The organism is Psychromicrobium xiongbiense (assembly GCF_030271165.1).
Classification (GTDB): Bacteria; Actinomycetota; Actinomycetes; order Actinomycetales; family Micrococcaceae; genus Renibacterium; species Renibacterium xiongbiense.
This window is the reverse complement of the sequence record NZ_JASSZH010000009.1, coordinates 287,613-307,534: the sequence shown is the minus strand read 5'-3', so window position 1 is coordinate 307,534 and position 19,922 is coordinate 287,613. Positions and strand designations below refer to the sequence as shown.

Sequence of the window (19,922 nt, the reverse complement as noted above, 5' to 3'; positions counted from 1 at the left end):
GTCGTTAGGTTAGAGTCGGTGTGTGGGGTGGGTGTCCCAGTGGTGTGTGGTCCAGGCTTCACGGATGAGTCGTCGGGTGATGATGATTGCGTTGGCGAGTGCGATGAATGCGTTGATCACGGTGGTGCGTCGTTCGGTGCAGATCGCGAGTTTCGTGAATCCTCGGTTGTGCCAGGAGCTGGTGCGTTCCACGACCCAGCGTTTACCGACTTGGATCAGCGCGGGTTTGCCCTTGGAAGCGACTTCCGGTGTGCAGCCGAGTTCCTCAAGGAGTTCGAAGGTTTTGCCTGAGTCGTAGCGGCTGGTAATACACCTGAGCATCGAACGACGTGTTTGCGTCACCGATCGCAAATGTCACATCATGCGGATTGAATGTTTTCTCACCGAAGATGGTATCGGCTGAAGCGATACTAGAGGGCATGATGAGCATCAGCAATGCAACCGGAAAACAAACTAATCTCAGGAGTCCTTTCATGAAAATTCTCCCTATTCTGTTGGATCAGCGACTACTCGCCGTGCTTGCAGCGTGAAGCCGTACTCCTTCGCTTCGCGTGCCTCCTCAATCTGGGCTTGGACCGAAGCACCTACTGTGAGCGCTCGAAATCCGGGTGCTTCGATCACGACCCAAAGCACCCATACAGGAGCGTCATACCCCTCGGCCCTCAAGGTTCCAGTACCCGTTGGCCCATCCCAGGATGTCACCACAGCCGTCGTCATCGGCGAACTTGTTGCCATGAACAACAGACCTCGATTCATATCCGGGGCTTCATGTTGCCGCAAGAGGCGAGCGGCCTGTCAAAGTTTTAAGCACTTACTGGGCATCGTGCACCTAAAGACCCCAAGAATTCAAGGATCTTCTGGCGGCATCGGACGGTAAGTGCCTCATACCTTGACGCTTCCGAGGCGGGATACCTGATTCAGATCATCGGTCCGGGGCGGGCCGGGAGACGGGGTGGTCTTGCGAACGAAAGGTCAGGTGACGCTATAGCTGATATGCGTGGAAACAGCCCAACCCGCGATTTTGCCGGGACGGCGGATCCGGACTTAGTTCGACACAAACATTACGGCTGCCCCCAGAGCAGGCCTAGCCTGTGAGAATGGCCCCACTTTTCGAACCCCAACAGGCCGCCTCGCTGGCGGAGAACCCGCTGGTGAGCGTACGCCCCTCACTGGCGCGCCGGGTCTTCGCCTTCCCGAACCCGGTGAACGAATACGCTGCCCGGATTACGGCCGGCCTGGTGGTCGTGCTGGCCGTCATCACCGTGCTGACGGCCTGGGCTCCCGGGCTGGTGCTACTCGCTATCGGCTTCCTGCTTCGCGTTCTGTTTGGGCCGCGCTACTCGCCGTTCGCCCTGCTCTCCACTAAGGTCCTGGCCCCTCGGCTGGGTGCACCCAAGCTGGTGCCCGGGCCGCCCAAGCGCTTCGCCCAGGGGATGGGGGCCGTCATGACGGTGGCCGCCGTCGTTGCCTACTTTGTGGGTGCCCCGTTGCTGGCCTGGGGGCTGGTGATCCTGCTGATCATCGCCGCTGCGCTGGAATCTTTGCTGGGTTTCTGCCTGGGCTGTGTGATCTTCGGCTTCCTGCAGCGGCGCGGCGTCATTCCGGCTTCAGTGTGTGAAGCCTGCAATCAGGTGACTTTCCGGTCCGTCTTGGGCCTGTGACCCATGGGCCGCTGACTCAGCTGACTTATTCTTGGCTTGGGTTCACGTCGGCCAGCTCGATGAATCGATCGGCCAGGGTCCGAATCAGATCCGGTGCCTCGGCAGCCTGGAGCCAGCCCCAGGGCAGAGCTTCCTCGCCGTAGAGCGCGCCCAGGATGTTTCCGGCAATCGACGCCGTGGAGTCAGAGTCACCGCGATGATTGGCCGCGATCCGCATCGCTGCCAGGAAATGGCCCACCGGGTCCACGGCATCGCGGGTCACCACAACGGCATAAACCGCGATGGCCAGTGCTTCCTCAGCCACCCAGCCCTCACCCAGGAGATTACAGAGCTGCTCCGGGTCCATCGACTGGCCCTGATCGGGGCGTCCAGCGTCAGCAGCCTGCAGTGCAGCATCCCAGCGCTCACGCACCGCGGCATCGATGGTCTGACCGTGCAGATAGTCGATGGCAGTGACGAGCGCCCCGGACAGGGGAAGAGTTTCCACCGAGAGGGCGCGGATTAGCAGGGCGAACGCCGCTGAGGACTGCCAGGCCGCCGGATGACCGTGAGTCAGCGCCGCCGCCATCGTGGTCCACTGGACGGTCTCCACCGGTTCCAGCATGGGCAGCAGGCCAAAGGGTGCCGATCTCATGACGGTCCCACAGCCCTTGGAGTTCGGATTGACCGGGCGCGACGGGCTGCCCATCTCCGCGCTGCGCAGCCCGCTCAGACAGGCGTTACCGGGATGCCGACGATGCCGCAGCACCTCCTGGGAATCGATCCACCGGGGGAGTGGCGAGGGCGCTCCGGCGTCGGGTTGCTCGCCTTGGGTCGCCAGCCAGCGGAGATAGGCCAGCCAGAGGCAGGCGGTCGGATCAGCGGCCACGCCCTGGCGCGCCCATTCCAGCACCTCGGTCAGGCCATCCACCGTGTAGAGGGTCATCTGGGTGTCGTCGGAAAAATGCGCGGTACCGGATGCCTGACTCAGGTCGAACAACCCGATCGGCCCGTACTGCCGTCTGATCGAGGCCAGATCATCGAACTCGACCAGATAGCCGAAGGCATCGCCCAACGCACCGCCCAGCAGGGATCCGCGCACCCGGCTGGCAAAAGAGGGGACACCGGGGTCGACGACGGATTTGGCGGCAGCCACGGAGTCGGCCTGTGCGGCAGGGTTCAGCATGAGTCCTAATCTATCTGCTGGAGTCTCCTAAGATGGACGGGGAAGCGCAGGGGCACAGTGGTCATACAATCGTCCCTGACCGGTCACGGAATCACAGAAGCGAGCATCCGATGCGCGAACCCGCCTGGCGGCGCGAGGGAGAGCGGCCTGACTATAGGTTCTCCCTCGCCAACGAACGTACGTTCCTCGCCTGGATCCGCACGGCGCTGGCCCTGCTGGCCGGATCGATCGCCTTCGACCAGTTGGCACCAGCGGTGGCTCAACCGGCGGTGCGAGTGATCCTTTGCGTGGTGCTGGCTGCACTCGGCGCGCTGCTGGCCACCGTCGCCTACCGGCGGTGGGCGGCCCAGGAACGCGCCATGCGCAACCACCAGGAGCTTCCGCATTCCTGGATGCTGCTGGGCCTGACCACCCTGGTGGCGCTCGCCGCGCTGGTTTTCGCCGCCCTGATCATCCTGCGTTGACCGGGCAGATCCAGATGCGCGATCCTGGTCTGCAACCCGAACGCACCTCCCTTGCCTGGTGGCGCTCCATGATGGCTGTCTCGGTGGCCGATGCCCTGTTGCTCCGCTCCTGGCTCTTATCACTCGCCCCGCACACCGCCACTCTGAAACTGACGATGACGGCGATCGCCGCCCTGATCGCAGGCCTCGCAACCGCTGTCATCATCTGGTGTGCCTGGAAACGAAAGACCCAGCTGCGGGCGCCTGCGGCAGCCGGTTCCTCCAGCCAGTCCGCCCGCGAGGCGCTGGCTGCCCCCGCCTGGCTCCCGCTGGCGCTGACCCTGGCGGTCCTGGCCATGGCCCTGAGCGCCATGCTGTCCGTGGTGTCCTGAGGAAGTGCTCAGGAATGTCCCATGATGACCGGTGGTCCCCACTCGCTCAGGCCCAGCCGGTACAGTGGAGACCGACACCCCTCCCTCCAAACGAAGGATTTCCATGGCTCAGGCCACCGACACCCTCATCGATGAACTGCCCGACGCCACGTCTGTGGGCACGGACGACGCCCCCGGCGAAGCGTCGCTGTACGCCAAACTGGGCGCCGAATTCTTTGGAACCTTCATCCTGGTCTTTATCGGCCTGGGCATGGCGCTCTGGTCTGCTTCGCAGGGAGGCGCGGCTGTCCCGGTAGGCATCGGCTTCGGCATCGCGGTCACCGTGGGCGCCATCGCCTTCGGGCATGTCTCCGGTGGACACTTCAACCCGGCGATCAGTGTGGCCTCCGCCATCGCTGGCCGGATCAAGTGGCTTCTGGCCATCTTCTACATCGTTGTGCAGACCGCAGGGGCCATGTTTGCCGGCCTGGTGCTTTTCGTGGTGCTGAATTCCTTGCCCGTTTTCAAATCAGGCGGCACCAGCTCCGCGTCGATCACCTCGACGTTCAAGGGTCTGGCCAACGGCTATGAGCAGGCCTCGCAGTTCAACCTGCCGCTCATCTCCGCAGGCCTGGTCGAAATCATCGGCACCGCGATCTTCGCTGCTGTGGTGCTGGCCGTGGGCCGCCCCGCGGTGAACAAGGCGCTTGCTCCGATCGCCGTCGGTCTGAGCCTGGCCGGCCTGCTCAGCGTTCTGGTTCCGCTGACCAACGGCAGCCTCAACCCGGCACGCTCCACCGCCATCGTCTTCTTTGCCGGTCCTGATGCTCCCGCGCAGCTCTGGCTGTTCTGGGTCGCTCCGCTGATCGGTGGGGCGCTGGCCGGTCTGGTTTACCGCGGATTTATTGTCCCGGACGGCGACAACGCGAGTGCCGTGGCAGAGGACGACGACGCCGAGTCGGCATCGGAAGAGACTGCCACCCCGAGCACCAAGGCGCCGACAGTGACCGCCCCGGAATCCGAGGCTGCGGCTGCGCCCGCGGCTGCCGGACGGCCCGCCGCGGGCGTTGTGGATGAGGATGCGAAAGAGTTCTTCGACGGTAAATGAGCCTACGGCACCTGATGCCAGGGGTCCGTGCCAGCGGATTCGCTGAAACACCCTGAAATCTCCTGGGTGGGACACCATCGATGGTGTCCCACCCAGGAGATTTTTGTTGCTGGACGGCCTTGGTTCCGGACAGCCTCAGCTGCGGGTCTGCGCGGTCAGCAGGATCGGCGTGGCATGGCCGATCCGGTAACGGTCGGGGGTGCAGGTGAGCAGGATGATCTGCGCGCGATGCGCGACCGAGCCGAACATGCTGCCCAGACGGTTCAGCCGACCGGAATCGGAGTACCCCAGAGCGTCATCGATGATGAGCGGCACCCCATTCTCCGGATCCACGATCAGGGCGCAGGCCAGGCGGGTGATGATTCCCAACTGCTCTTTAGCACCAGTGGACAGTGCCTCGTAGCCCACCGTCAGACCGCCGAGAGTGCGGGTGACGATGTGCAGATTGCCATCCACTTCGACATCGAAGTCCTGGCCATAAACCATCCACCCCAGGCCGTTCAGACTGTCCCGGAAGGGCTGGACGTAGTTTTTCCTGGCCTCGGTGCGGTACTTCTGGACCGTTTCGTGCAGCAGACGTACGGCCCCGGCGCGCCGGTCCAGCGAAGAGTGGAGTTCCTCGGCGGCCTCGCACTCGATCAGTGCGGCATCATAAGCGTCCTGCCGTCCCTGGCTTCCCGCGACGGCCAGCCGGGCCTTGAGATCGCGGGCCCGCTCTTCCAGGTCATCCCGCTGATGGGTCAGACGCTCGATGAGGGCGAGCGTGTTGTCTTTCCGGTTGCTGAGCGTCGGAAGGTCTGCCCGGAGAAGCTCGTCCGCCAGTCGCTTTTCCTCGTTCAGCGCCTCGGCCTGGAGTTGCTGGGTGTGCTGGGCATCCGTCTGGAGCTGGGCATCTGAGGTGATCTCCCGCGCCCGCTCCAGGCGGCTCGTCTCCGCTTCAAGTTCTCCCTGCAGACTCCCAGCCGTGGAGCTCAGAGTTGCCCAGTTGATCCGGGCCTGCTGGAGGGAGTCTTTGGCCGCGTCCAGGCCCCGCTGCGATTGCTCGCAGGCCTTGGCGGCCGCAGCCTGGGAGTCGTCCGCAGCTAAGCTGAGCGCCCGCGCGCTGGGCAGGTCCGGGGGCAGTCCGGGGGCCTGCGGTCGCTGCCTCCGGTAGTCCTCGAGCCTGGCCGTGATCAGCAGGAGTTCGGCCTCCAGTTCCTCGACCTCCTGAGCGCCGCGCAGTCGTTGTTTATCGCGGAGGGCGGTTTCCTTCCTGGATTCGAGCAGTCGCCGCTCTTCGTGCAGGGTATGTGCCTGCGCTGGGTCCGCTGCTCCGGCCTGACGAAGCAGATCGGCCAGCAGGGTGGTGCTTTCACTGACCTGATCCTGCAGGAACCGGGAATCTTCCGCCGGAGCGAGTTCGATGGCGACCACCCCGGGAATCGTGAGCGTCGTTGCACGGACCAGAGCGAAGGTGTGAGACTCCGCGGCCTCCAGCGGCAGGGCCGCGTCGTCCTGCCTCAGGGCTGTCGCCTCTGGACCGAGGGCACGCAGTTGCACCCTGGTGGAAGCCGCCTGAAGTCGGGCTTCAGCGAGGGACGTGGCGTGATCTGCGTCGTCGATCTGTCGGAGCAGCTCATCGGTGAGCGGATTGGCGCCCAGCGCCTTTTCCACGTGCTCCAGTTCGCGTGAGGCTGCGGTGAGCTCGGTGAGCCTGGACTCGAGCGTGCTGCGGTCCGCAGTGGCACGCAAGTGGTCCAGATCGCCACGGGCCAGAACGGCGGCGTCCTGCGTAGCGCGAAGCACGATGCGCAGCTGCGTCGTCGTCTCGAGTTCCTGCTGGTAGCCGGTCTCCGCGAGCTGCAGTTCACCTTCAGCCGCGCTGACCTGTTCCTGAGCTTTCTGCAGATCGTCACGGCGCTTGGTGCAGCGGTTTTCCATCTCCTGGCGGGCGGCCAGCGCTGCCATGGCCTGCTCTGCGGCCTGCTGGGCCGCCAGGCTCGACTGTTCCACCGCCTGATGCTGTTCCTGCAGGCTCTCGAGTGCCTGCAACGCCTGGGTGATCCCGGCCAGATCCGTGGCCGCATCCTGGCGCTGGGATTCGAGCTCGGTCAGCTTGCGCTGGAGTCCATTGAGCTCCTCCACGTGGCTGGTGATTTCCGCAAGGTTCCCGGCTGCCAACTCCGCGCCTGATCTGGCGGATTCGAGCCGCTGGGTGGCCTCGCGGTAGGCGCCGGTCGGCTTGCCGGTGGGGGTGAAATACTGCAGAAACTCCCGTTCCACCGCCTCCACCAGGGGATCGTTGGCCTCATGATGCCCGGTGCTTCCCGCAGCCTGATCCAGTGCTGCCGTGAGCGTTCCACTGTCGCCAGGGCGTGCCTGGGCCAGAGGGGCGGCCTGCATCATGCGTAGTGCAGCCCAGAGCTGGCGGTCCATGGTCTGATCCAGGATCTGCACAACCCGCTCATGTGCCTCGGTTCCGGCCAGGTGTTCCGGAGTGGGGCTGACGATCTGCAGTGTGGTGCTGGTGCCCTTGTTGAACTGTTTGGCGTACACCATGCGGTATGGGCCGGAGGAGATCTCCGCCTCGACGTAGCTGCCCACATCGGCATTCACCGGCCGGACATCCCGGACCGCGGCCTTTTTGGAGCTGTCTTTTTCATCCAGAAGCAGGTCCAGAGCCTCGATCATGGTGCTCTTGCCCACCTCATTGTCACCTTCAAGGATGACGACCCCGGCGTCCGGAAAACGGATCTCCCGCTCAGAGACTCCGCGGAAATCCCTCACCAGCAGGCGATGGATTTTCATGATCGTCCTTTCGCCAGTCGGTACAGCAGAGAGAGCGCGTTCTGAGCGGTGTCGCCCTCGGGCCCGGCCGCCGTCAGGCTCAGTTCCGTTGCGGCATCGGCCAGAAATCCGCTCACGCCCAGATCGCTGAGTTCTTCGCCCTCCACTCGCACCACCAGGTTCGTATGTCGCTTCCACAGCCGCAGGGAGGCGAAGAGCTCACTGAACCTCTCCAGGACGGCATCAAGCTGTGCTTTTTCTGCCAATGACAGCGTTCCCTGAAGGCGAAGCTGGACGACGGTGCGATCTTTGGCTGGGAGCGCGTCCAGCCGTGCGGCCAGGCGCTCCACGTCCGTCGAGCCATCCAGGTGCTCCGAGAGATCGCAGAAGCGCCAGAGGCCCACCTGATGACGGGTGACCACCGGCTGCTGCCCGGCATCGATATCCACCACCAGAACCTGCCCGGGATCGATTTCGTCGTAGTCGGTGACCTCCTGGGTGCCCGAATACCAGATACGACCCGTGCGGTCCACGCTGGTCGGGGAGTGCCGGTCACCCAGTGCCAGGAAGTGAATGCTTCCGTCCGCAAAACCGGCCTCCACCGGAACAAGTCCGATGACGGCAGGATTGTCCGGATCCGGGTTGAGGTTCTCCGTCACCCCGTGGCCCGCGACGATGCGCACCGTGCCATCCGGTTCCAGCCCCTCAATTGCGGCAGCGACCAGGTCCTGCAGTGGGCGTTTGGAGAACCAGGGAGCCGCGACCAGCTCGAAGCCGGGACGGACCGGATGAGCCCCGGGGGATTCCAGTACCGTGACATGGTCCGGGCAGGAGTTCAGAAACGCCGCCGAGCGGTAAACCGAGGAGGCATCCAGGGGGTCATGGTTTCCGGGAAGCAGATAGACCGGAATCGGGATGGACCGCATCGCTTCCAGAGAACGCGTGATGGTCCGGGGAGAGATGGCGTTGGATTCAAAGACGTCGCCACAGACCAGAACGAACTCGCAGTCCTCCTCCGCAGCGACCTCGCCGATCCGCACGATCGCATCGATACGCGCCCCGGTGTAGCGCGGCTGAGCATCAGCATCCAGGAAGTGGCGTGTCATCCCGAGTTGCCAGTCAGCGGTGTGCAGAAATCTCATGGCTGAGGCAGGTCCTTTCCGGCTCTCGCTGGGGCGATCTGGGGGAGTAGCGGTTCGTTCTCCTTGAGCCTACGTGGTGCCGCCGACATCGTGGCTGTCGGCGGTGACGATCCGCTAAACTAAGAGAAGTATCTGGGTTGGGTGCATCGGGTGGGGGGACGATGCACAGTTCAGCCACACCGGAGAACCATGACAGGCATCGATGCCTCCCCGACCCCGCAGCACGGTGGTCGTTTTTCTCAACTCGCCGGATTGTCCGGCAAAGCTTTCTTCCCCATTGGGCTCTTTGCCCGGCTTCCGCTCGCCATGCTGACGGTGGGAGTGCTCACTCTGCTGACGGAAGTGTCGGGTTCCTACGCCATCGGCGGTTTTGCTGCCGGAGCCGTCGGTATCGGTTCCGCAATGGGCGCACCCGTTCTGGGCTTTCTGGCTGACCGTATGGGGCAGAAGCCCGTGCTGGTTACGGCGGCCCTGCTCAACGCGGCCATGGTGGCACTGCTGCTGATCCTGGCCTACTCCACTGCGGCAGTACCGGGCGGGCAGAGCGCCATCTCCCAGGCGCCGGTCGGGGTATTGATCGTCGCCTGGCTGGGCGGGGTGAGCTCCCCACAGGTGGGTCCGCTGGCCAGAGTGCGCTGGATGGCGATGGCCAGAAAAGTGGCTCCGAATCAGCGGGATCGGGTGCTGGACACCGCACTGTCCTATGAAAGCACTGCCGATGAGGTGACTTTCGTGCTCGGCCCGGCGCTGGTGGGCCTCCTGGCCTCGTTGATTGCGCCCTGGCTTCCGCTGGCACTGGCCGGTGCCCTGACGGTCGCCCTGGTCATCGTCTTCGCCCTGCATCCGAGCGTGAATGCCATCACCATGCAACGAGGCGGCACGACGACGCCCACGCTCCCCGGGGTGCCCCACGAGCGTCTGCTCTGGCTCAAAGTGGCGGTGCCTGTGCTGGGCATGGTCTGCATGGGGACTTTTTTCGGTGGCACGCAGACCGCTCTGAGCGCCTTTGCCGGGCAGGTTGCGGCGGGTTCCGGCGGGGCAGGACTGGCCGGACTGCTGTATTCGCTGGTTGGACTGAGCTCAGCCTTTGTGGCGTTGTCCGTGGCGTTCTGGCCCAGCCGGTTTGCTCCCCGGTGGCGTTGGGTGGCGTGCGCGGCACTGATGGCCGGCCTGGCCTGGTTCCTGCTGATCCCGCAGAGCCTGCCGCCCATGATCGCGGTGCTGCTGGTGTTGGGCATTCCAGTGGGTCCGACCATGGTCACCATCTTCACGATCGGTGGTCTGGTGGCACCGCGGCGGTGGCTGGGCACAGTAATGACGGCGCTGGCCAGCGGCATTGTGGCCGGAACGGCGCTCGGTGCTTCACTGGCGGGTTCTCTGGCGCAGAGCCATGGCTACCGGGAGGCCTTCTTCGTCCCGGTGCTGGCCGCCGGAACCTTGTTGTTGCTGGGCCTGGTGACGGCGCTTCTGGTCAGGCGGCCTGTCACCCGACCCTGACCGGTGGCCTGTCACGTGGGCACCCATTGACTTATGTCGCATATCTGGCAAAAGATGGAGAGGGTCCGGCATATTGGTGGCCGATGACGATCCCACGATGCGAAGGAAATCATGACACAGGACGCAATGCCGTCTGCCCGGACGCTCACCGCAGGTGTGATCGGGCTGGGCTGGGCAGGCCAGCAGCACATGGCGGCATACCAGGCCATGGAGGGTGTGGAGTTGGTCGCCATCGCCGGAATGGAAGAGGCGGCTCTGGCAGAACTGGGCGCCGAATATCAGCTCGAGCGGCTCTACCGGGACGGTCTGGACCTCATTGCGGCCGGCGGCCTGGACCTGATAAGCATTGCCGTTCCGACCTTTCTGCACGCGCCGCTGAGCATCGCGGCCTCCGAGGCCGGCATCCATGTGCTCAGCGAGAAACCGATGGCGCGCACCGCCACGGAAAGCCAGGCCATGGTCGAGGCTGCCCGCACGGCCGGGCGGGTGCTGGAGGTCGCCTTCAATCACCGCCGACGCGGGGACGTCGCGGTGCTCAAGGACGCGATCGATGCCGGCGAGCTCGGCAGACCTTACCACGCGCGGGCCTGGTGGATGCGCCGGGCCGGGATCCCGAATATGGGCAGCTGGTTCACCAACGAGGTGATGTCCGGTGGCGGGCCGCTGATCGACATCGGCGTCCACGTGCTGGACTACGCCCTGTATCTGCTCGGTGACCCCGAGGTCACCTCAGTCTCCGCAGTGACCTACTCCGAGATCGGTGTGCAGGGCCGCGGCGGTTCTGCGGACAGTGCACGCGCGGCCGTCGGCTCGACGTACGAGGTGGAAGACCTGGCCAGCGCGCTGATCCGCTTCAGCAACGGCTCCTCGCTGGCACTGGAGACCTCCTGGGCCGCGTACCGTGACATCGGGGATGAATTCGGCATCACGATCTACGGCACCGACGGCGGTGCGGAACTGAAGGTGAAGGACTACCTGGCGGACGTCCCGGTGAAGCTCTTCCGGGGGGAACCCGGGAATTTCCAGGACCGGGAACTCACCCCGCGGGCCAACGGTAACCACCCTGAAGTGGTGCGGGACTTCGTCGCCCACGTCCGGGACGAAAGCTCCTGGGCACAGCACGACGGATCAGAAGGGCTCAAACGAGCAGTCATTATCGATGCCTGCTACGCCAGTGCTGCGGCAGGGACGGAAGTTGAGGTCACCCGATGAGCGTGCGCGTCGTCGTCTGGAATGAAAACGTTCATGAGACCACCCAGCCGCAGATCGCGGCGATCTACCCGGACGGCATCCATGGCGCCATCGCGCAGGGCCTGGGTGATCAGCTGGCGGGGGCCAGTATCGACACGGCCACGCTGGCCGATCCCGACCATGGACTCAGCGAAGAGGTTCTGGCCCAGACGGATGTGCTGCTGTGGTGGGGTCATATGGCGCATGATGCCGTCTCTGACGAGGTGGTGGAGCGGGTGCACCGGCATGTGCTCGGCGGGATGGGCCTGGTGGTGCTTCACTCCGGCCACTTCTCCAAGATTTTCAAAAAACTCATGGGCACCACCTGTTCGCTGGCCTGGCGCAATTCTGCCGAACAGGAGAATGTCTGGACCGTGGCACCCAGTCATCCCATTGCTGAAGGGATCGAGCAGCCGCTGGTGGTGCCACACCAGGAGATGTACGGGGAGTTCTTTGACGTTCCGGTGCCGGAGGATCTGGTCTTCATTTCCTCCTTTGCCGGTGGCGAGATTTTCCGCTCCGGGCTGACCTACACGCGGGGGCGCGGCAAGATTTTCTACTTCAGCCCCGGCGACCAGGAATACCCCGTGTACTACCAGCCGCAGATCCGGAAGGTCCTGGCCAATGCCGTGCGCTGGGCTGCTCCGGCAGAGTCACTGCGGGCGGCACGGGCTGTGCCGGAGGTGAGCAATCCGGCCAGGACCTGGTTCCCGCAGCTCTGAGAGGTTTCCGGTGGGCAGGTGGTGGCTCAGGCGACGTGGGCTGGCTGACGGAGCTGGAGTTCGCTGAGTAACCCGATGCACTCCGTAGCGCCGGGCCGGTCCGCAGGGTTGCGCGCCGTCATCGCCCGCACCAGCTGTTTCCAGGCGGGTTCCACACTCTCCGGAATGGCAGGATCGTGGAACAGCCGGGCCAGTGAGGCCTCCAAAGCGGAGCCCGGAAAGGACCGGGCACCGGTCAGGCACTCCAGCAGTACCAGGCCCAGGGAGTAGATATCGGCGCTTGCGTGCACCGCTTCACCCAGAGCCTGTTCCGGGCTCAGGTAGCTCGCCGTCCCGATGGTCTGGCCGGGCACCGTGGCCTCGGCGGCATCGTGTGCCCGGGAGATGCCGAAATCGCAGAGTTGAGGGAGGCCGTCGGCCCCGATCAGGATATTGGCGGGTTTGACGTCGCGGTGGACCACCTCGGCTGCGTGCACGGCCGCCAGCCCCTGGCTCAGGGCCCAGCCCAGCCGCGCCACCCGGGTGGCGCTCATCCCAGTGGGTGCCTGGTGAATCAGGCCACGCAGATCTCCCCGAGGAAGGTACTCCATCACCAGAAACGCCCGGACGCCATCGAGCCCAAAATCCCAGTGTCCGCCGTCCAGCAGGGTGACTAGGAACGGATGCTGGAGGCGGGCAAGAATCGACAGCTCCGATAGATAGGAGTTCTGCCCGGTGCCGAAGATCTTGACCGCGACGCTGCGGCCCAGGGTGAGGTCCTCGGCGCGGTAGACCGAAGCGCAGGCACCCGCGCCGAGTCGGTCACCGAGTCGATAGCGATGGTGAAGAGGCTGAGCGCTCGCAGGAAAGTCCATTGCGTTCCTCATGGCTGAGTGGGAAGTGAACACATCTGGTGATGGAGTGAAGTGTATTCCCACTCAGCCCGCACACAGCGGCAATCGACACTCTCGGTGCGTCGCGGTTCAGTCGGCTCCCGGGGCAAGGGTGCCGCTGAGAAACTCCACTGCGGCCTGCTTGAAAGCCCGGGAGGTAATGGCGCTGGCGTGCGTCCTACCGGGCAGCACGAGGTGATCGGCACTGTGGCCTGAACGGTGCAGCAGCAGTTCAGCCAGCCGTGGCATGGTGGTGGCCAGCTCATCCCGCTCACCGGCCACCATCAGCACCGGCATCCTGGGCACTGCCTCGGCGGCATCGAACGGCTCGGTTTTGATGGCGCGCACCAGAGAGAGCAGAGCGAACATGTCATTCCCGGGAACCAGTCTGGCCATCCGCAGAAGTTCTGCCGTGCTCGGATCGTCAATCTCGCCCCCTTCGGAGAGCTGCCGCTCGACGGCCGGCAGGTCGAAATCGGCCAGCGGATCGGCCGCGGATGGGCCGCCCAGAACCATCCGATGGACCAGTTCCGGCTGAGCTGCACCGAACTCCCAGGCCAGTCGGGCGCCCAGCGAGTAGCCGATCAGGTCGACGCCGCTATCCGGTGCCCCGGTCAGCGGGACAACCCGCTCGTCGGCCAGCACCTGCAGGATCTCGGCACGGATTCGGCTGGGTGTGTACTCGTCCAGCTCTTCCGGGGCTGGGGTGGCGCCATGTCCGGGAAGGTCGACGGCGACCACTCGCCGCCTCCCCTCAGCCAGCGCAGCAGTCCAGCCGGTCTGCACCCAGTTCAGCTCGGTGGAGGAGGCAAAACCATGGATCAGCAGGACCGGGCGCCCTGAGATCGGACCGAAGTGCTGGATGCCCAGCCGGGATTGGCGGCCCTCCACGGAATGTATGTGCGACATAAGACCTCCACTCCCCACTATGACGCATTCCCAGCAGGACGCATAGGGAGAATTTGGTGATCCCGGCGGCGTGGATTTGGTGGGGGAAGAGGTGGGCACTAAGATCAGTTAAAGTCAATTTGACTATAACTGATCTGGATCTGCTGTCCATCAACTCGTGGAGGTGAGCGTGGAATATCCCTCGATGGCGAACGTCTCCGAGCGCCAGAGCGCCCCGCCGTCCCTGGCGATCTCCACGGTCATATTCGCGCTCCGCACCGCCGAGGACGCCGGGCGCCCGAGTCTCTGGATTCCTCTGGTACGGCGCATCCGTGAGCCTTTCAAGGGCCGATGGGCGCTGCCCGGTGGCCCACTGAGCCACGACGAATCCCTTCAGGGAGCCGCCGCACGGAACCTGGAGGAGACCACCGGACTCAATCCGCGCTACCTCGAACAGCTCTATGCCTTCGGTGGCCTGCAGCGGGCCGCCGGAAGGTCTGGTGCCCCTGCGGTTCCCTCCACCCGGGTGGTCTCGATCGTCTACTGGGCACTGGTCCAGCCCACCGAAGCCGCGCTCACCCGGGAATCGGACAACGTCCGGTGGTTCCCCGCCGACTGCTCCGGGCTGGATCTGGCCTTCGATCATCAGGAGATCATCGACTACGCACTCTGGCGGCTGCGCAACAAGATGGAGTACGCCTCGATCGCCTACCACCTGCTGGGTGAGAAGTTCACGCTCGCCCAGGTCCGCGCGGTCTACGAAGCGGTGCTGGGCAAGGAGCTTGACCCGGCAAACTTCCGCAGGCAGCTCAAGGCCACACCGGACATCGAGGAGACCGAAGAATACCTTCAGGGTGGCAAGCATCGCCCGCCCCGGCTCTACCACTACACGGGCAGCACCGATGCCGTCCGGGGGCCTGGCCCGCTGACCGGCCCACACCCGGCCGCCACACCTTCCACCCACACGTCAGCACAACGTTCCACACTCGGCACATCATCGAATCCAGCGAGGCACTCATGAGTTCAGTCAACACCGCCATTCAACTTTCGGTTCGCGGTCTGAGCACCGACTCCACCTGTGGCACCGATCTGGCGGAGGGGCCCTGGGAGTTCGACCTTGCGGAGGCGCTTCGTGGCACCCCAGGGTACGGCCCGGGTGCCTCGGTGGACGACGTCGCACCCGTCCAGACGCCGCGCCAGGGGCAGATTCCGCAGGAGTACAAGGACGCCAGCACTGAGGAGCTGGACGCCCGGATTCTCGCGGCCAAGGCGCAACTCGGTGAGCGTCTGGTCATCCTGGGGCATTTCTACCAGCGCGACGAGGTCATCAAGTACGCCGACTTCGTGGGGGATTCCTTCCAGCTGGCCAACGCCGCGCTGACCCGGCCCGAAGCGGAGGCGATCATCTTCTGTGGCGTGCACTTCATGGCGGAAACCGCAGACATCCTCTCCCGACCCGGGCAGTCCGTGATGCTGCCCAATTTGGCGGCAGGCTGCTCCATGGCGGATATGGCGGACATCGAGTCGGTGGAGGCCTGCTGGGCGCAGCTCGAGGAGGTCTACGGCTCGCTGGACGCGCCCGACGCCGAGGGGAAAGTTCCGGTCATCCCGGTCACCTACATGAATTCCTCCGCGGCGCTCAAGGGCTTCTGTGGCGAGCATGGCGGCATCGTCTGCACCTCCTCCAATGCCCGCACCGTACTGGAGTGGGCCTTCCAGCGGGCCCACCGCGTATTGTTCTTCCCCGACCAGCACCTGGGGCGTAATACCGCCAAGGCGATGGGCGTTCCGCTGGAGCAGATGCCCATGTGGTCCCCGCGAAAGCCCTGGGGCGGTAACGATCCGCAGACGCTCCAGGATGCCCGCGTGCTGCTGTGGCACGGCTTCTGCTCGGTACACAAGCGGTTCACCGTCGCCCAGATCGACCAGGCCCGGGCCGAGCATCCCGGAGTGCGCGTCATCGTGCACCCTGAATGCCCGATGCCGGTCGTGGACGCGGCGGACGAGGCCGGCTCCACCGACTACATCGTCAAAGCCATTCAGGCCGCCCCGGCCGGGACCACCTTCGCGATCGGTACCGAGATCAACCTGGTCAACCGGCTGGCCCAGGAGTACCCGCAGCACACCATCTTCTGCCTGGATCCGGTGATCTGCCCCTGCTCCACGATGTACCGGATTCACCCCGGATACCTGGCCTGGGTGCTGGAGTCCCTGGTGGCCGGCACCGTGGTCAACCAGATCACCGTACCGGCGGACGTCGCCGCTCCCGCCCGGGTGGCGCTGGAGCGCATGCTGGCTGCCAAACCATGACGGCCGCCGGACTCCCCAGAGGGCTCCAGCGGCCGCGGCGGGCCGCCCGCCGCATCGCTGTGGTGGGCAGCGGGCTGGCCGGGCTGACCACGGCACTTACCTTGCGCCACAGCAGCCCGGAGTCCCAGGTGGTGCTGTTCACCAAGGATGCCCTGGGTGAATCGAATTCCCGCTACGCCCAGGGCGGGCTGGCTGCGGTGCTGAGCCCGGAGCGTCGCGCCCCCGGGGACAGCGTCGAATCCCATGCCCATGACACCCTGGTCGCGGGAGCCTGGCATAGCGATCGCGCCGCGGTCGCCGTGGTCTGTGCCAGTGCAGCGGAGATGGTGGACTGGCTGGTGGAGCAGGGGGTCCGGTTTGACCGGGACGCCAGCTCAGGGCACGGGTCCTCAGAGCACTGGTCACTGGGCCTGGAAGCGGCACACAGCTACCGGCGGATCCTTCACGCCGGTGGCGATCTGACCGGTCAGGGGCTGATCCGGGCACTGACCGAGACCACGGTGCTCGAATCCCGGCGGAGCGACGGCAGGCTGGAAGTGCGGGAAAACGCGACGCTACTGGGCCTGCTGACGGACTCCGGCGCGGTGCGCGGACTGCGCTGGGCTGATTCTGTGTCCCAGCCGCACACCGATTCTCAGGTACACACCGAGACGTTCGATGCCGTCGTGCTCGCCACCGGGGGAGGCGGGCAACTCTACTCCCGCACCACCAACCCGGCCGGGGCGACCGCTGACGGCCTGGCCGCGGCCTGGAACGCCGGAGCAGTCGTGCAGGATCTGGAGTTCTTCCAGTTTCACCCCACCCTGGTGGATCACCCCCAGCCCTTCATGGTCTCTGAGGCCGTCCGCGGAGAGGGAGCCGTCCTGCGCAATGAGCGTGGCGAGCGGTTCATGCTCGCGGTACACCCGGACGCCGAACTGGCCCCGCGCGACGTGGTGTCGCGCGGCATCGCCGCTGAACTGGCGCACGACCGTCGGGTCTACCTGGATGCCCGGGGGATCGCCGCGGAACGCGGTGAGGCGGCGCTGACCAGCAGATTCCCCGGGATCACCGTGGCGCTCGCCGAACGCGGCTACCGGCTGGCCCAGGATCTGATTCCGGTTCAGCCCGGTGCCCATTACTGGATGGGGGGCGTGTCCACCGATCTGGCCGGGCAGACCTCGCTCCCGGGGCTCTTCGCCGTGGGCGAGGTAGCCTGTACAGGTGTGCACGGTGCGAACCGGCTGGCTTCCAACTCGTTGCTGGAAGCGGCGGTGTTCGCCGGCCGGGCGGCGGCAGCCCTGCGGATGCCGGAGATGGCGGAGCCGCAAGTTTTCGGCACCGTGCAGGAGCTTCGCCTGGAACAGGGCGAGCAGAGCTGGCAACGTGCTGACCTGCAGACCCTGATGAGCGAGAATGCGGGGGTGATCCGGACCGGGGAAGGCCTGGCCCTCGCCGCCAAACAGCTGACTCAGTGGCGAGCCAGCACTGGAAACGACCCCCAGCAGACTCCGGATGACGCGCTGCTACGAGCCGGTCAGCTACTGGTGACAGCGGCACAGGCGCGAACCGAGTCCCTCGGAGCCCACTGGCGCGCGGACGCCATGGGACCCGCCCTTCCTCAACCCACCATTCCTCAACCGACAGTGCCGCGTCGTTGGCGCGCAGCACGCCAGGAGGCAGCATGAGCATCGAGACGACCGCGGTCCCCCCTACCGCTGCTCCCATCCAGGGCCTGACCCGGTGGCAGATCGACTCGGTGGTTTCCGCGGCATTGCTTGAGGACGCGCCTTACGGCGATCTCACCTGCCAGGTCGCCATCGGCGAATCCGCGCAGGCGAGCGCACTGCTGAACGCACGGGAGCCGGGAGTGCTCGCCGGAGCGGTGGTCTTTGACAGTGCCATGCGGCTCAGTTCGCCGGAGATCATGGTCGAATGGCTGGTACACGATGGCGAAACCTTCGCCGCCGGGGCAGCGCTCGCCCGGCTGCACGGCCCGGCGGCAGCTATGTTGACCGGCGAACGCGTGGGGCTGAACCTGGTGCAGCGGCTCTCCGGCATCGCCACGCTGACCCGTCGCTTTGTCGAGGCGGTGGCAGGAACCGGGGTCAGGATCGTGGACACCCGCAAGACCACGCCGGGCCTGCGGGCTCTGGAACGCTACGCGGTGCGCTGCGGGGGTGGGCACAACCACCGGTTCAGCCTCTCCGATGCCGTGATGATCAAGGACAACCACCTGGCGGTGCTCACCGGCGGGGACCCGGCGAAGATCACCTCAGCGCTCGCAGGTCTACGCGATCGGCTGTCCCACACGACCCACTGCGAGGTGGAAGTGGACCGGCTGGAACAGATTGAGCCGGTGCTCGCCGCCGGAGTGGACACCATCATGCTGGACAATTTCAGCCTGGAGGATCTGGCCCGGGGTGTGCGGCAGGTCAACGGCAGGGCCCTGGTGGAGGCCAGTGGTAACGTGCGCCTGGACACCGTGGCCGCCATCGCGCGCACCGGGGTGGATCTCATTTCCTCCGGGGCGCTGACCCATAGCGTCCGGGCACTGGATCTGGGCTTGGACGTGGACGTCCTGCGGTGATTAACCTGGATGCGGCGGCCACCTCGCCAGTACGCCGGGAAGTGATTGAGGCGATGTTCCCCTTCCTGACCGGTGCCTATGGGAATCCCTCCAGTCAGCACGCATTGGGTACTGCGGCTGCCCGCGCCCTGACCGAGGCTCGCGAGGCGATGGCGGAGATTCTGCGCTGCCGGCCGGGCGAAGTCATCTTCACCTCCGGTGGCACCGAGGCAGACAATCTGGCGATCAAAGGGGTGGCGCTGGCCCGCAGGGAGGCCAGACCGGAACGCAACCGCCTGTTGGTGAGCGCGCTGGAACACCCCGCGGTGGTGGAGTCCGCCCAGTACCTGCACCGCTGGCACGGCTTTGAGGTGGAGATCATCCCCGTCGACGCGGAAGGATTCCTCCGTCAGGACGTGTTGTCCCAGCGGCTTGGGCCCGACGTCGCCCTGGTCAGCGTGATGTACGCCAATAACGAGGTGGGCACGGTCCAGCAACTCGACCAGCTGAGCGAGCTCCTCGCACGCCACGGGGTGCCGCTACACAGTGATGCGGTCCAGGCGGCTGGCTGGCTTCCGCTGGGTCTGGAGGAACTGGGTGTGGATGCGCTGAGTCTCTCCGGCCACAAATTCGGTGCGCCCAAGGGCATCGGCGCCCTGGCCTTACGATCCAGACTGCGCGCAGAGCCCCTGATCCACGGCGGTGGACAGCAGGGCGGAAGGCGATCCGGCACCGAGAACGTGGCCTTCGCAGTGGCTCTGGCCACGGCAGCCAGGCTGGCTGAGCGGGAGCGGCCAGCCGCCCACAGCAGGGTCGCGGCGCTGCGGGATCAGTTCATCGACACGGTGTTGCAGCGGCTGCCGGGGGCCATCCTGACCGGTCCTGCGACGGATCACTCGGAGCGGAGGCTGCCGTCCATCGCGTCCTTCTGCTTTCCCGGCATGCACGGGGAATCGGTGCTGCTGGAGCTGGAACAGCGTTCGGTGCTCTGTTCCTCTGGCTCGGCCTGTGCGGCGGGATCGTCCGAACCGTCAGCGGTGCTACTGGCCCTGGGGGTCAGCCCGGAGGTCGCTCAGACCGCGGTGCGCTTCAGCCTGCCCAGTACGGTGACCGCCCAGCAACTGGACATCGCAGCGGGCGCCGTGGCCGATGCCGTGGAGTCGCTGGGGCGGCTGGAGCGCTGACCTCCCGGCGGCATG

The 19,922-nt window shown here is 65.5% G+C and carries 17 protein-coding genes and 1 pseudogene; 12 read left to right on the top strand and 6 right to left on the bottom strand.

The annotated features are described in order from the left end of the window. Positions 1–9 precede the first annotated feature (9 nt). A pseudogene (locus tag QQM37_RS04135) lies at positions 10–297 on the bottom strand (IS5/IS1182 family transposase); the annotation flags it as partial. A 794-nt stretch (positions 298–1,091) separates the two neighbouring features. Between QQM37_RS04135 and QQM37_RS04130 the strand changes: the two are divergent. Then, positions 1,092–1,661, top strand: coding sequence for a DUF4395 domain-containing protein (locus QQM37_RS04130; protein ID WP_285725260.1), 570 nt, complete (start codon positions 1,092–1,094; stop codon positions 1,659–1,661). 25 nt (positions 1,662–1,686) lie between these two features. Here QQM37_RS04130 and QQM37_RS04125 read toward each other — a convergent pair whose 3' ends face one another. Continuing rightward, positions 1,687–2,826, bottom strand: coding sequence for an ADP-ribosylglycohydrolase family protein (locus QQM37_RS04125; RefSeq protein WP_285725258.1), 1,140 nt, complete (start codon positions 2,824–2,826; stop codon positions 1,687–1,689). A 110-nt stretch (positions 2,827–2,936) separates the two neighbouring features. Here QQM37_RS04125 and QQM37_RS04120 point away from each other — a divergent pair, with 110 nt between their 5' ends. The 3 genes from QQM37_RS04120 to QQM37_RS04110 all read left to right on the top strand — a co-directional run bounded on the left by QQM37_RS04120 (position 2,937) and on the right by QQM37_RS04110 (position 4,748). After that, positions 2,937–3,290: a YidH family protein gene (locus QQM37_RS04120; RefSeq protein WP_285725256.1), complete on the top strand. Its 354-nt coding sequence runs from the start codon at positions 2,937–2,939 to the stop codon at positions 3,288–3,290. Continuing rightward, entirely contained in the window at positions 3,287–3,661 is a 375-nt protein-coding gene (locus QQM37_RS04115; protein WP_285725254.1) for a DUF202 domain-containing protein, read from the top strand. Before QQM37_RS04120 ends, QQM37_RS04115 begins: the two co-directional genes overlap by 4 nt. Before the next feature lie 103 nt (positions 3,662–3,764). Continuing rightward, positions 3,765–4,748: an MIP/aquaporin family protein gene (locus QQM37_RS04110; RefSeq protein WP_285725252.1), complete on the top strand. Its 984-nt coding sequence runs from the start codon at positions 3,765–3,767 to the stop codon at positions 4,746–4,748. A gap of 135 nt (positions 4,749–4,883) precedes the next feature. Here QQM37_RS04110 and QQM37_RS04105 read toward each other — a convergent pair whose 3' ends face one another. Both QQM37_RS04105 and QQM37_RS04100 read right to left on the bottom strand, forming a co-directional pair. Continuing rightward, positions 4,884–7,535 carry an AAA family ATPase gene (locus tag QQM37_RS04105; RefSeq protein WP_285725250.1) on the bottom strand — a complete coding sequence of 884 codons (2,652 nt, stop codon included), beginning with the start codon at positions 7,533–7,535 and terminating at the stop codon, positions 4,884–4,886. Further along, positions 7,532–8,656, bottom strand: a complete 1,125-nt coding sequence (locus QQM37_RS04100) for a metallophosphoesterase family protein (RefSeq protein WP_285725248.1) — start codon at positions 8,654–8,656, stop codon at positions 7,532–7,534. Before QQM37_RS04100 ends, QQM37_RS04105 begins: the two co-directional genes overlap by 4 nt. 189 nt (positions 8,657–8,845) lie before the next feature. On the opposite strand from QQM37_RS04100, the gene QQM37_RS04095 reads away from it, so the two are divergent. From QQM37_RS04095 to QQM37_RS04085, 3 genes are all read left to right on the top strand, one after another. Beyond that, positions 8,846–10,153 (top strand): MFS transporter, encoded by a 1,308-nt coding sequence (locus QQM37_RS04095; protein ID WP_285725247.1) that lies wholly within the window; start codon positions 8,846–8,848, stop codon positions 10,151–10,153. 111 nt (positions 10,154–10,264) lie between these two features. Continuing rightward, positions 10,265–11,365 carry a Gfo/Idh/MocA family protein gene (locus QQM37_RS04090; protein ID WP_285725245.1) on the top strand — a complete coding sequence of 367 codons (1,101 nt, stop codon included), beginning with the start codon at positions 10,265–10,267 and terminating at the stop codon, positions 11,363–11,365. Further along, a complete protein-coding gene (locus tag QQM37_RS04085; RefSeq protein WP_285725243.1) occupies positions 11,362–12,105 on the top strand; it encodes a ThuA domain-containing protein in 744 nt (247 codons plus the stop codon). The genes QQM37_RS04090 and QQM37_RS04085 overlap by 4 nt, the downstream gene beginning before the upstream one ends. 26 nt (positions 12,106–12,131) lie before the next feature. Here the strand turns inward: QQM37_RS04085 and QQM37_RS04080 are convergent, their stop codons facing one another. Next, the gene (locus QQM37_RS04080) at positions 12,132–12,959 is read right to left on the bottom strand and encodes a serine/threonine-protein kinase (RefSeq protein ID WP_285725241.1); all 828 of its coding nucleotides are present in this window, start codon (positions 12,957–12,959) and stop codon (positions 12,132–12,134) included. Positions 12,960–13,067: 108 nt separating this feature from the next. Further along, positions 13,068–13,886 (bottom strand): alpha/beta fold hydrolase, encoded by an 819-nt coding sequence (locus tag QQM37_RS04075; protein WP_285725240.1) that lies wholly within the window; start codon positions 13,884–13,886, stop codon positions 13,068–13,070. A gap of 163 nt (positions 13,887–14,049) precedes the next feature. Here QQM37_RS04075 and QQM37_RS04070 point away from each other — a divergent pair, with 163 nt between their 5' ends. Genes QQM37_RS04070 through QQM37_RS04050 form a run of 5 tightly spaced genes read left to right on the top strand, consistent with a single transcriptional unit; the run spans position 14,050 to position 19,907 of the window. Further along, a complete protein-coding gene (locus QQM37_RS04070; protein WP_420030116.1) occupies positions 14,050–14,886 on the top strand; it encodes an NUDIX hydrolase in 837 nt (278 codons plus the stop codon). Then, on the top strand, positions 14,883–16,175 hold the full coding sequence (gene nadA, locus QQM37_RS04065; protein WP_285725238.1) for a quinolinate synthase NadA: 1,293 nt from the start codon (positions 14,883–14,885) through the stop codon (positions 16,173–16,175). The genes QQM37_RS04070 and nadA overlap by 4 nt, the downstream gene beginning before the upstream one ends. After that, positions 16,172–17,842, top strand: a complete 1,671-nt coding sequence (gene nadB, locus QQM37_RS04060) for an L-aspartate oxidase (protein WP_285725236.1) — start codon at positions 16,172–16,174, stop codon at positions 17,840–17,842. The genes nadA and nadB overlap by 4 nt, the downstream gene beginning before the upstream one ends. Continuing rightward, positions 17,839–18,744: a carboxylating nicotinate-nucleotide diphosphorylase gene (nadC, locus tag QQM37_RS04055; protein ID WP_285725234.1), complete on the top strand. Its 906-nt coding sequence runs from the start codon at positions 17,839–17,841 to the stop codon at positions 18,742–18,744. Before nadB ends, nadC begins: the two co-directional genes overlap by 4 nt. Beyond that, positions 18,741–19,907 (top strand): cysteine desulfurase family protein, encoded by a 1,167-nt coding sequence (locus tag QQM37_RS04050; RefSeq protein WP_285725232.1) that lies wholly within the window; start codon positions 18,741–18,743, stop codon positions 19,905–19,907. Before nadC ends, QQM37_RS04050 begins: the two co-directional genes overlap by 4 nt. The last annotated feature ends 15 nt before the right edge of the window (positions 19,908–19,922 follow it).